Source organism: Candidatus Arsenophonus phytopathogenicus, assembly GCF_056113345.1.
Genome location: NZ_JBUIOB010000017.1, coordinates 638897 through 651848, shown reverse-complemented (window position 1 = coordinate 651848; position 12952 = coordinate 638897). Strand labels below are relative to the sequence as shown.

Below are 12952 nucleotides of genomic sequence, written 5' to 3'. Positions count from 1 at the left end.
TTTTAAGTACTTCTCCTTCTAACCATTCGGCTTTTAATGCACTGGCTGGATGGATATTTTGTCAGTGTGGCTTTGTCATTCTCATAAATTAATGAGTTCCCTTCTGTAATTGACCAGCTAATTGCTTTACCTTGCCAATAGTTAACCAAACGCAGTGGGTGTGAAATGCTAAATTCACTACGCTGATCAAATAGTGTGTTAGCCAGCGAATCAGGATTAGTATAACGATAAACAGAACGATTGCTTAATTGACCTAAGGGTGCTTCAAGGATCTCGAAACGTACCAGTTCACCTTTGTTGGCAATATGCAAACTTAACGAGTGTACTGAGGTTGCCGGTATTTTCAGCAACTCGGTCAGTAATCCATGCTCTGTGGCGTAAGTTACTTTCAATGCATAAGGGTAATGTTTCTGTAATGGGCGCCCTTTTGCAGTGAGAAAATTGTGGTAAGGCTGAGGCAGATTACCCTGGGTTGTAAAAATCTTTAGCTGATTTTGTGGATGAGGTTCGGTATTTGGCTCCAGTGTTTGGCCGTTATGTTGAACTAGATGGCCGGTGATCCAGTAAACCGATTTATTATGCTGGTAAGCGAGAGTTTCTTCTTCGATATTATACTGTTGATGATTATTCTTTGTTACAGTAACCCCCCTGCTGAAGAGTTTCATCCCATACTTGGTAGAAACCTTCCCCGGCAAAGCCACCATCTTCGCTATCTATACCCGTTATCTGATTGGGATACCATTGATATTGCTGTTCGGCAAATTGATGATTTTTTTGCAGTATTATAATCAGAAAAGGGAAGAAAGTTTTGCGATTTTGGTCGAGAACCTTTACATCGTGCATCGGATCGGTATTAGGATAGTAATTATTGTTATTATCAGTAGAAAAGTTTGGCAAATATTGTTGATTGACTTGATCATAACTCCAACTTGCTTGGTAGCCTGATTTATACGGGTAGTTGGGATCATCCATGCTATGAAGCAGGCCCATAGCGTGGCCGATTTCATGAATCAAAATATAAGCGCTCGCACTACCACCACCTTGTTGTCTGCCACCAAGCCCACCATCGGGATCAGGAAAAAAGGCGACATAACTTATTTCATTACCACCGATATTAGTTCGTCGTAAACGATTAGCTAAATTATAACTGGCGGCAATAGCGCCTTTAAATCCGCCATTGCCGGAGTGAGGATCACTGCCTGGCTCGTTTTTATTGGCCAAAATGCCATTTTGGTTAGTAAGATTATTTAATGATATCGGTGGCACTTCTGATGCTTAGGTAGAAGACGTTGTTTGATGTTTTTTAACCAGATTTTGCTTGTCAATGAACCAGCTACAGTGAGCTTCTGCTGCCATAGAGGATCATCTCCTTCACCATATATCGTTATTTCAATTGGATTATATGGATTAATTTCGTTTGTGATAGGCAGATTTAATTGCCAATTACCTTGCTCATCATATTTGGCGTGATAATATTGATTACCATATTTGATCTGAATAAAAACTAAATTAGTTTGTGTGTTTATAGGTAATGCTGAATCGGTGGATATTTCACATTTCTAATGTACTGGAAGTTATATTTTTACATTGATTGTGATTGTTATTAAATTTTTCAAATGAAGTCTTGCAAACTAAAATATCACCCGACAAATTTATATATTGATTTTTTTATACAATAATAAGTTTTTTATATTTACATGTAATTTATTATGGTTTTTTGAAGTAATAAAAGAATTGTTATTCATAATTTATTTTTTTGTGTTATTTAATTAATAATTAATCTGACGCATCGAAAATTGATATTCGATGAAATATTTGCAGGCTAAATGATAGTGAATGGCTAATCTATTTCTTTTCATGGCAAACACCTTATATAAATAACATAATGATTACTTGATTTTTTTTATATTATAGGCATAAAAATGACAATTAAAATAATTTGTTTTTGCTAACCTTAGTGAGGAGCTATATATTTTTATTATTTATCGATTTTAATTGAGATTAATTGTGTTCTTCTCAATCTCTGACGCGGGAAACGGCTTTTTTCCACCCGTTATATTTATAGTTACGTTCGGTGGTTTCAATTTCAGGAGTGAATTTTTTTTCAATACGCATTTTTTCTTTAATTTCATCGAAATCTTGCTAGAAACCAATAGCTAGTCCAGCAAGTAAAGCTGCGCCTAATGCGGTACTTTCACGAATAATAGGACGCTCTACGTAGGCTCCTAGGATGTCAGATTGGAATTGCATCAAGAAATTATTGGCGACAGCACCGCCATCAACACGTAATGAACTCAGGCGCATATCAGCATCTTTTTGCATCGCTTCCAGAACATCACGCGTTTGGTAGGCAATAGATTCTAATGTTGCACGAATAATATGGTTACGATTGGCGCCGCGTGTTAAGCCAAAAATCGCACCGCGGGCGTAAGGCTCCCAATAAGGCGCGCCTAAACCTGTTAGAGCTGGAACGACATAGACACCGTTATTATTTTTGACTTTATTAGCGAAATATTCAGAATCGTTAGCATCATCAATTAATTTCAGTTCATCACGCAGCCATTGTATAGAAGCACCTGCCATGAAAACGGCACCTTCTAGGGCATAATTCACTTCACCTTGTGGGCCACAGGCAATAGTAGTTAGTAAGCCATGATCGGAAATTTTGGCTTTTTTGCCGGTATTCATTAATAGGAAACAGCCGGTTCCATAGGTGTTTTTAGCCATTCCGGGTTGGACACATAACTGACCAAAAAGGGCAGCTTGCTGATCGCCGGCCATTCCGGCTATTGGTATGCGTGTTCCACCTTTACCATCAATGTTGGTTTTCCCATAAATTTCTGATGACGGACGTACTGTTGGTAATATGGCGCGTGGAATATTAAAGGCATCGAGGATTTTTTGATCCCACTCCAGCTCATGAATGTTAAACAGCATAGTACGAGATGCGTTAGTATAGTCAGTAACATGGATACGCCCTTGTGTCATTTTCCATACTAGCCAAGTATCAATAGTCCCAAAGAGTAACTCGCCATTTTTTGCTCGTTCATAGGCTCCGTCAACATTCTCCAGGATCCATTTAAGTTTGGTACCGGAGAAATAGGGGTCAACTACTAAACCGGTATTTTCACGGATATATTTCTCCAGTTCTGAGTTATTCCGCTTTAGTTCGGTACAGAAATCAGCAGTACGACGACATTGCCAAACAATAGCATTATAAATGGGTTTACCGGTTTTCTTTTCCCAAACTATAGTAGTTTCGCGTTGATTGGTTATGCCAATTCCGGCAATTTGATCACTGCGAATATCAGAAATGGCTAATGCTTCAGCTAAAGTAGCACTTTGGTTTGCCCAAATTTTTATTGGATCATGTTCTACCCAACCCGGCTTTGGGTAAATTTGAGGAAATTCACGTTGAGAAATATTAATAATATTAGCATCATGATCAAAAATAATGGTTCGTGAACTAGTGGTACCTTGATCAAGTGCGATAATATATTTTTTTGTTGTTGGTGTTTCAGTTGTTATAATAATTGTCCAATTTACTTCATATTATTTTTTTGAATTATTTTTGAGTTTATTTTTTGTTTTGATTTGCCATAGTAGGTAAATGGTAGCCAATCAGTTTGCGATAAGCAAAAGTACCGAGAATAGCGCCAACAAAAGGTGCCGTTAAGGGAATTATGCAATAAGGGAAGTCTCGTCCACCGGTTAAGGCAATATCACCCAACCACCCAGATCAGCTATTAGTTTGGGGCCGAAGTCGTGAGCAGGATTTAATGCGAAACCGGTAAGTGGGCCAAATGAACCACCAATAACTGCAATCAGAATACCAATAAGTAGTGGAGCTAGTGGGCCACGGGGTATGCCATTGTTATCATCAGTTAAACTTAATATCATACAAATCAAGATAATAGCAATAACAACTTCAACCAAAAATGCCTGTAGGACGCTAATTTGGCCTGCTGGATAAGTAGAAAAAACGCCGGCAGTAAATAAGCTTGCTGGTGAACCACGTACTATATGGTGTAATTTTTCATAATCTAGAAATAGTTCGAAGTACAACCCATAAACGAGAGAGGCAGCGACGAAGCCTCCCAGCATTTGTGCAATAATATAAGGCAGTACTTTTTTTCTATCAAAATGATAATGGTAATCGCCGGATTTAAGTGCGCTCCTGAAATACCTGCCGTAAGGTAAACGGCTAGAGCCACGCCAAATCCCCAAATCATACTGATTTCCCATAAACCTAGTTTGCGCCTGCAATACGCGTAGCAGCAACACAGCCCAGGCCAAAGAAGACCAGTAAGGCAGTACCTAAAAATTCAGAGATACATTGACCTGTCAGCGTTGGTGAAGTAATTTTACTCATATGTTTATCCTACAAAAGTATGCATACTAAGCAATAAAATTGGTCTTTTATTTGTTATTTCTAAGGAAACTCTGAAGGAATTTATCATTAAATGAACGTAAACGGAAATAATGGGATCAAATATGTTGGATCACTTCAAAAAAATGAGCGAAATCGCTCTGATAAAGTGATCGAACTGACATTCTAGTTGATGTATTTTTTTGCAATTAGTTGGATAAATAGAAATAATTAAGGTTAAATCGACATTTATCGAGAGCTTTCAACTAGACAGGCGTAAGAAGGCTACTTACAATCGTAGCATTGCTAAAAAAGGGGACGAAAGAATGTCATTTGAAGTTTTTGAAAAGTTAGAAACTAAAGTTCAACAAGCTATTGAAATAATTGAGCTTTTGCAGATGGAAGTTAATGAACTTAAAGAGAAAAATAATATTTTGTATCAAGAAGTAGCGAGTGCTAAAGAGAAACATGGAACGCTGGCTCATGAAAATGAGATTTTAAAACAAGAACAGCATGCTTGGCAAGAGCGTTTACGCGGTCTATTAGGTCGAATGGAAGATGTTCAGTAATCGTCCGATATTTCATTACATTAGAAAAAAATAGCAATAAGGGCAACAAATTTTGCCCTTATTGCTACTTAATCGATAGATATTGAATAATACAACAATGTTTGTTTTTAGCTGAAAGAGTATTAGTCTTCAATATCTTGATCGTTGTTTGACTCATCATCTAAAAGTAATGGATGCTCGGAAAGGATAATACCGGTATTATCTGCGTACAAATAATCTTCTGTAAAGAATGTGACGCCACCAAAATTGACTCGCACATCACTTTCTCCGATACCCTCACTGGTACAACCTACCGGAATGGCAGCGATTGCTTGAATACCGATATCTAATTCTGCCAATTTATCAACCTGACGTACTGCACCGTAAATAACAATGCCTTCCCATTGGTTTTTCATGGCAAATTTTGCCAATTCAGCATCAATTAGCGCCTTACGTACAGAGCCGCCACCATCAACTAATAGGATCCGACCCTCCCCCTGTTCTTCCAGTAAATCGTAGATGATGCTGTTGTCTTCAAAACATTTCACTGTTACGATTTGACCACTAAATGAAGTACGCCCGCCAAAGTTAGAGAATAAAGGTTCTACCACATTCACCTCTTCTTGGTAGATATCACAAAGCTCGGAAGTATCATATTTCATAGTATTTCGGTCTATTTTAAGTACAAGGGAAGTTCAGTATATCCTTATCTGGTGATTTTTTGCAAAAACATAGCTGATAAAAATACTGAGAAAAATCAAAATTACAATAATTAATTTAAAATAAGTCCAACAGAAAATAGAATATTAGTCAGCAATGCCGCTTTTACCATATTTTCCAATAAAGGTTTCATACCCAGCGCGGTGGTATCATGGATAACTCTCTTTATGTGGTTTAGTAACATCGTTATAGCGAGCAAAAATAACCAACCCGTCCCGTGATGAAGATATAACAAGCTAAAGAGAATTAAACAAAATGGCAATTAAGATGAGTGCAGCATGATACTTTCGAGCGCCTTTAGTGCCTAATCTAACAGCCAGGTATTTTTACCGGTTTTAATATCATTTTCTATATATATTGTTAACGTTTAGTACTGCTGCTGACAGCAATCCACAAGCGGTTGCTGGCAATAATATCCTTTGGCATTCGACAAGCGACTATGATCAGAGTTAAGCCACATAAACAACAAATAAAGATAGTGATTTTTAGGGCAACTTTCATTTCTGCCAGGCTAATAATTCCTTTTTGTATACCTCGTAATGGCCCCAATCGTTGCTCGGTATCACTGCTCTTAATCGCATCGCCATAATCATTCGCCAGATTGGATAGAATTTGTAGTGCAGCAGCAGTGAGTAAAGCTAATAATGCAATAGAGAGGATAAAAGTGCCAGACAAGCTAATGCAGAACCCGTTATAATTGGCGCAATACCCAACGGAAGTGTTTTGGGGCGTAAACTTTCTAGCCACGCCTGTATTTGTATAGGCTTTCTTGATGTGATTAAATTCATGTAATTAATCCACAAGTTTGTTGTTATAAAAATAATGGGAGACTTAGCCCCCCATCCAAGATTATAATCAGCAAAGTTAACGACGCCAGATTATAAAATAAATCGACTCAGATCTTCATCAGCAACTAGTTCATCTAGATGCTTAGCTACGTAATCAGCGTCAATTATAATGTCTTGACCATTGCGTTCACTAGCATCGAAAGAGATGTCTTCCATCAATCGCTCAAGAACGGTATGTAATCGACGAGCACCAATATTTTCTGTTTTTTCATTGACTTGCCATGCTACTTGAGCAATTTTACTAATACCTTCTGGCGTAAATTCAATGTTTAAACCTTCGGTTGCCATCAATGCTTTATATTGTATAGTTAAAGAGGCATTTGGTTCAGTTAAAATACGGTTAAAGTCTTCTGCCGTCAACGCTTGTAGTTCGACTCTGATGGGTAATCGGCCTTGTAGCTCCGGGATCAAATCCGATGGACTGGCAACCTGGAATGCACCAGAAGCGATAAACAGAATATGATCAGTTTTTACCATCCCATGTTTAGTAGAAACGGTGCAGCCTTCAACTAAAGGTAGCAAATCACGTTGTACACCTTCTCGAGAGACATCAGGGCCAGACGTTTCACCACGTTTACAAATTTTGTCGATTTCATCGATAAAAACAATGCCGTGTTGTTCAACTGCATCAATGGCTTGCTGTTTTAGTTCTTCTGGATTGACCAGTTTTGCGGCTTCTTCTTCGATCAATATTTTGAAGGCTTCTTTGATCTTCATCTTACGGGGTTTATGTTTTTGCCCTGCCAGATTTTGAAACATAGATTGCAATTGACTGGTCATTTCTTCCATACCAGGAGGAGCCATAATTTCAACGCCTACCGGTGTAGTGGCAACCTCAATTTCAATTTCTTTATCGTCCAGCTTACCTTCTCTTAGTTTTTTACGGAAAGATTGACGTGCGGTAGAAGGTTCTACATTAGGATCAGGTTGCCCCCAATTATTTTTAGCCGGAGGTAATAAAACATCAAGAATACGTTCTTCGGCCAGTTCTTCTGCTCGGTAACGGTTTTTTTCTATAGATTGCAGGCGTACCATTTTTACAGCAGCGTCAGTCAAATCACGAATAATAGAATCGACCTCTTTACCCACATAACCGACTTCAGTAAACTTTGTTGCTTCTACCTTGATAAAGGGAGCATTAGCCAGTTTTGCCAAACGACGGGCAATTTCAGTTTTACCCACACCAGTTGGGCCAATCATCAAAATATTTTTCGGTGTTACTTCCTGACGTAGTGCTTCATCAAGTTGCATACGACGCCAACGATTACGTAGCGCAATAGCGACAGAACCTTTTGCTTTGTCTTGACCAATAATATGATTGTCCAATTCACTGACAATTTCACGAGGCGTCATTTCAGACATGTTTAAATCCTTAAGGTTTTGAAGAGAGCTCTTCAAAGTTAAAATTATGGTTGGTATAAATACAGATATCACTCGCTATATTTAACGCTTTTTCTGTAATATCACGTGCGCTCATTGTTGTATTTTCTAACAATGCCCGCGCAGCGGCTTGTGCATAGGCACCACCAGAACCAATAGCGATCAAATCATTTTCTGGTTGAATAACATCGCCATTACCTGTAATGATCAATGAGCTGTTTTCATCTGCAACAGCTAAAAGCGCTTCGAGTTTTCTCAGCATACGATCAGTACGCCAATTTTTAGCCAATCCAACAGCGGCTTTCGTTAGGTGTCCTTGGTGAAGTTCTAGTTTTCGTTCAAAAAGGTCAAACAGGGTAAATGCATCAGCAGTACCGCCTGCGAAGCCCGCAATAACTTTATCATTATAAAGGCGGCGCACTTTACGGACGTTGCCTTTCATGACGGTATTACCCATCGTCGCCTGTCCATCACCACCAAATACAACTTGGCCATTACGGCGAACACTTACGATTGTAGTCATGAGTCAGCCCTTGGTTATTTTATTAGGGTAGTATGTAAACATACTTTTTAGTTTTTTTATGACGTAAAAAGTTAGTATTTACGCTATTAGGAATGTAAATGGGGGATAATAATTATTTTTCAACCCTTACTTGTACGAAGAATACAGCCGGATACGCCGACAGATTTAGCTCGGTCACGTATTTTTTCTGCTGCTTCTTGATTGTAAGGCCCAAGAACTAGGCGATGCCAGCCTTCAGTCGAGCTAATCCTACTCTCTAAACCTGAAAAGGCCAGGTTAGCTTTAACTGATTCTGCTTGCTCCAGGTTCTTAAATGAGCCGCATTGTACCACTATTTTTTGTTGGTTATTTTTTGGTTGTTGGGGCTGTGGTGTGGGTTTTAATCGCAGAGGTGATTCTATTGGAGGGCCATTAATGATCACGTGTGCGCGGGGAACATTATCATCATTAGGCACCTCGGATAGATTTGTGGTGGGATTGGGTCTATCCGCATCAATCTGCTCAAGAAACTGACGCTGTTCATTGGTTAACTCGGTGGTGTTATTAATATTTGATTTGGTTGAGTGGTTAAAGTTTGGTAGATCAGAGCCCCGCTTTTCCAGCTCTTTTATGTAACGCCACCGTTCTTCTGGTTTAGGAGGTAGACTGTTGACTGGCTGATTGCTGTTAGGTGAGGTTGTTTTGTTAAGCACAGGAACGCGTTTATTTTGCGTAATGTAATATAAGCTACCAATAAAGACAATTACGATGGCAATAGCGACAGCAAGGGTTGTTTTCGGCAATCCTTGATTTGATTTTTTTTTGCCTGCATGCTTATTTTTACGGGGCGTTGTGCGCCCTCGTCTTACGTAATCTTTTTGTGCCACTTTTCAATTCGCTAATTAATAAAAAAGTTACATTAATTCATTATATGTTACTTAACCTAATCACTTTTGACTAGTTTTTAGGTGGACAAACACTATCACGGATAATTAAATGGCAGTCTAGCAGTTTTGCATTTTTATCTATTCCGTGGCCTTCGATTTTCGCTAAAAGTAGTAACATTGCCTGGTGACCAATTTCAAAGCGAGGTTGCTCGATTCTAGTGAGAGCGGGTTCACTATATTGTGCAAAATTGAGATTGCCGAATCCAATAATAGATAAATCTCTTGGTAATGTTAGCCACATACGTTTGGCCTGCCATATAGCACCAATAGCCATAATATCATTATGGCAAAAAATTGCGCTAGGTGGCTTAGTTAATGCAAAAAGTTTTTTTTATGCCTTCAGCTCCACCTTGGTAACTAAAATCACTATTAATAATATATTCCTGTTGCACCTTATTACCAGCCCGCTGTATCGCTTGAGTGTAACCTTGCAAACGATATTGGCAAGACAGAATGGTTTCTGGGCCTGTTATGCAAGCAATATATTATGACCCAGTTTTTGTAAATAGTTAATTGCATTAAACGAGTAGGTTAGATTATCAATATTTATAGTAGCAAGATTGAATTCAGGTACAAATTCATTTGCAACAACTATTGGCGGTAAATTTTTTAGTTTTCTATTGGCGAGTGAAAACGGAATATCAGAATTGAGTAACACAATGCCATCAATTTGTTGGCTAATAAATATATCAATAAGAGTGTGTTGTTGTTTTTTTATAATGTTTACAATCACCAATCAGTACCATATATCCTTGTTCAGCAGCCACTTGTTCAATACCACTAATAATATCAGGACAGATAGGGCTGGTAATATCGGGTATAGCAACAAAAATAGTTTTAGCTTTGCTTGATTTGGTATTTTTTGTCAGACAATAGGTATCATAACCCGTTTTCAACGCAGCTTGTTCAACCTTCTGGCGCGTCTTGACAGAAACTTGATCTGGCCTAGTGAGTGCTCGTGAAACAGTTGCAGTAGACACACCTGCTTCGTTAGCAACATCCTTCATTGCGTTGTGGTGATTTATCTTTTGTTCCATATCTCCACCTTGCATACTTCAATGACTAATTAAGTCTATTTAATCAATGCATTTACTTATCTTAATCACTTTGCCAGCAAAATTTGTAAATAAATTTGTCTGAATCGTTCAATTAGATTTATTTATAGAATAGCTTCGCACAAAACTAATTTTATTTGCTTCAATAGGTGTAAGTAGATGATTAATAGCAGCGACTAATTTTCAGTTGGATCAACATCGATATTCCATTTTACTTTTCGACTTTCAGGGTATGGCATAATTTCAGGTAAAATATGCGAAAGGAATTGTTGTAAATAGGATCGCGAAGGATGCTGGAGTAGTAATTGCCAACGAAAACGGCCTGCCCGCTTAGCTTGGATCGCCGGTGTAGGACCCATTAACCAAAGTTGTGAGTCGCGCATGGGATGTTGTTCTATATATTGGCGGAACTTGTTTAAAAAATCAGGGGCCGATTGGTTATGATGATCTTCTGAACGGATCATGATATGACTGCTATGTGGTGGCAAAAAAACATCACCTCGTTCCGCTAGTGTTTCTGTCGCGAACGCGTTATATCCTTTTTCTAATAATGTCGCTAATAATGGATGTTCAGGGTGGTAGGTTTGTAGGATCACTTCACCATGTTTACCGGCCCGCCCAGCCCGTCCAGATACTTGGATATAAAGCTGAGCAAATCTTTCGGTTGCCCGATAATCACTGGAAAAAAGTGCGCCATCTACATTCAGTAGGGCGACCAGAGTAACATCAGGAAAATGGTGTCCTTTCGCTAGCATTTGGGTGCCGATCAAAATTCGAGCACCACCTGTATAGACAGTTGCTAGCTGTTTTTCTAATGCGCCTTTCCGCCGAGTGGTATCTCTGTCAACGCGGGTAACCGGTATATTAGGAAAAAGCTGGTTAATAGCTTCTTCTAACTGTTCAGTTCCTAAACCGACAGGGAGCAGACGCGTTGAGCCGCAGTGTGAGCATTGTATTGGGATTGGCAGTTGACTATCACAGTGATGGCAACGTAGCTGACGTTGATGATGGTGTAGTGTGTAATAATGATCACAACGTGAACACTCGGCAATCCAACCACAATCATGGCAAATCAATGTTGGTGAGTAACCGCGGCGATTTAAAAATAGCATCACTTGATTATTTGCTGCCAGATGATCTTCAATACGCTGTATTAATGGTCTTGATATACCATATTTTAATGGCTGGCCTTTTAAATCAAGTAAATGTTGACTGGCCGGTTTGGCGTTTCCAGCTCGTTGGGTTAGATCTAGACGGTGATATTTTCCTTGTTCAATATTATAAAGACTTTCTAACGAAGGTGTTGCAGTACCCATAATAATTGGAATGTTCTCTTTTTTGGCACGAAAAACAGCCAGATCACGGGCATGATAACGCCATCCGTCTTGTTGTTTGTAAGAGTTATCGTGTTCTTCATCAATAATGATCAAGCCAAGATTGGCAAAGGCAGTGAATAATGCGGAGCGCGTGCCAATTACAATAGCACTTTGTCCCTTTTGTGCCCGCAACCAGACCGTCAGTCGTTCACTATCATTTAATGCGGAATGCAGCACATCAACAGGCGCATTAAATCGCTCACTAAATCGTTGGATAGTTTGGGGAGTAAGACTAATTTCGGGTACCAGGACTAATGCTTGTTTACCTTGCGCTAAAATATTTTCAATCACACTGAGATAGACTTCTGTTTTACCAGAACCCGTGATCCCCACTAATAACCAAGGCATAAATGTTGACAGAGAACTTATTGCTCCTACTGCTGTTGATTGTTCTAGGTTAAGTTTTGGCTTTTCACCACAAAGATGAAAATCAGTATGCCAGTTTTCCATTTTTGGTTGGATGGGTAATAGTTGAATCAAGGTGCTCTTTTTTAATGCTTGTAGTGCACTTTCACTCAATTCGTATTCTGTTATTTGATGACGATAAAGGGGCTGTTGCTGTAGTAATGCGAGCGCCTGTTGTTGTTTTGGCGCTCTTTTAAGCTGGTTTGGGGCAAAAATTTTACCTTGCTGGGTGATTTGCCATTGCCATAGCGGAGAAAATGTTGCCGCTTTGCCTTGCCGCAGTAACACTGGTAGTGCATGAAATAGTACTTCACCAATCGGGTGATGGTAATACTGAGATGCCCAAAGTAGTAATGACCATAAACTGTCAGAAAATAACGATTCTTGATCTAACACTTGTTCAATGGTTTTTAATTGTTCACTACTGAGCTCACTATTTTGATTATGCGATAATACAATACCTAAGGTAGTACGCTTGCCAAATGGCACCAATACCCGGCAACCTTTAGCTGGTAAAGGAAGATTGGATTGGTAATCAAAAACGCGCATCAGCGGAACAGGGAGCGCCACTTGAACAATAGCCATTATTAAATGTTCCTAATCATTGTCATACAGTTTATTTATAAGACATATAAAGATAGAGTATCACATTATTTGAATAGATTTCATTGCGCTATAAACAGATTTTCTGTATGATCCGCCACCTTTGTTAGTAATTTTGATTACTAACCACTATTCTTAATCGATTTGAGGTATGGTGTCTAGCGTTAGGGTTAGATAGCGATGCGGCCTAAGTAGAGGT

8 protein-coding genes and 4 pseudogenes are annotated in these 12952 nt (G+C 38.9%); 1 reads left to right on the top strand and 11 read right to left on the bottom strand.

What is annotated here, in order from left to right:
• Window positions 1-2: 2 nt before the first annotated feature.
• From AC01GB_RS06810 to AC01GB_RS06795, 4 genes and pseudogenes are all read right to left on the bottom strand, one after another.
• Entirely contained in the window at window positions 3-665 is a 663-nt protein-coding gene (locus AC01GB_RS06810) for a hypothetical protein (protein ID WP_474451182.1), read from the bottom strand.
• A complete protein-coding gene (locus AC01GB_RS06805) occupies window positions 625-1266 on the bottom strand; it encodes a M66 family metalloprotease (RefSeq protein ID WP_474451180.1) in 642 nt (213 codons plus the stop codon). Before AC01GB_RS06805 ends, AC01GB_RS06810 begins: the two co-directional genes overlap by 41 nt.
• A gap of 750 nt (window positions 1267-2016) precedes the next feature.
• Window positions 2017-3528, bottom strand: a pseudogene (gene glpK, locus AC01GB_RS06800) (glycerol kinase GlpK).
• A gap of 49 nt (window positions 3529-3577) precedes the next feature.
• Window positions 3578-4372, bottom strand: a pseudogene (locus tag AC01GB_RS06795) (MIP/aquaporin family protein).
• A 323-nt stretch (window positions 4373-4695) separates the two neighbouring features.
• Between AC01GB_RS06795 and zapB the strand changes: the two are divergent.
• Entirely contained in the window at window positions 4696-4938 is a 243-nt protein-coding gene (zapB, locus tag AC01GB_RS06790) for a cell division protein ZapB (protein WP_474451179.1), read from the top strand.
• A 122-nt stretch (window positions 4939-5060) separates the two neighbouring features.
• On the opposite strand, the gene rraA is transcribed toward zapB, so the two are convergent.
• The 7 genes and pseudogenes from rraA to priA form a co-directional block, all read right to left on the bottom strand.
• Window positions 5061-5579 carry a ribonuclease E activity regulator RraA gene (rraA, locus tag AC01GB_RS06785; protein WP_474451177.1) on the bottom strand — a complete coding sequence of 173 codons (519 nt, stop codon included), beginning with the start codon at window positions 5577-5579 and terminating at the stop codon, window positions 5061-5063.
• A gap of 110 nt (window positions 5580-5689) precedes the next feature.
• Window positions 5690-6425: pseudogene (gene menA, locus AC01GB_RS06780) on the bottom strand (1,4-dihydroxy-2-naphthoate octaprenyltransferase).
• 90 nt (window positions 6426-6515) lie between these two features.
• Window positions 6516-7847, bottom strand: coding sequence for an ATP-dependent protease ATPase subunit HslU (gene hslU, locus AC01GB_RS06775; RefSeq protein WP_474451176.1), 1332 nt, complete (start codon window positions 7845-7847; stop codon window positions 6516-6518).
• Window positions 7848-7857: 10 nt separating this feature from the next.
• A complete protein-coding gene (gene hslV / locus AC01GB_RS06770; protein ID WP_474451175.1) occupies window positions 7858-8388 on the bottom strand; it encodes an ATP-dependent protease subunit HslV in 531 nt (176 codons plus the stop codon).
• A 119-nt stretch (window positions 8389-8507) separates the two neighbouring features.
• Window positions 8508-9254, bottom strand: a complete 747-nt coding sequence (locus tag AC01GB_RS06765) for an SPOR domain-containing protein (protein WP_474451174.1) — start codon at window positions 9252-9254, stop codon at window positions 8508-8510.
• Window positions 9255-9324: 70 nt separating this feature from the next.
• A pseudogene (cytR, locus tag AC01GB_RS06760) lies at window positions 9325-10351 on the bottom strand (DNA-binding transcriptional regulator CytR).
• Window positions 10352-10545: 194 nt separating this feature from the next.
• Window positions 10546-12735: a primosomal protein N' gene (gene priA / locus AC01GB_RS06755; RefSeq protein WP_474451173.1), complete on the bottom strand. Its 2190-nt coding sequence runs from the start codon at window positions 12733-12735 to the stop codon at window positions 10546-10548.
• Window positions 12736-12952 lie beyond the last annotated feature (217 nt).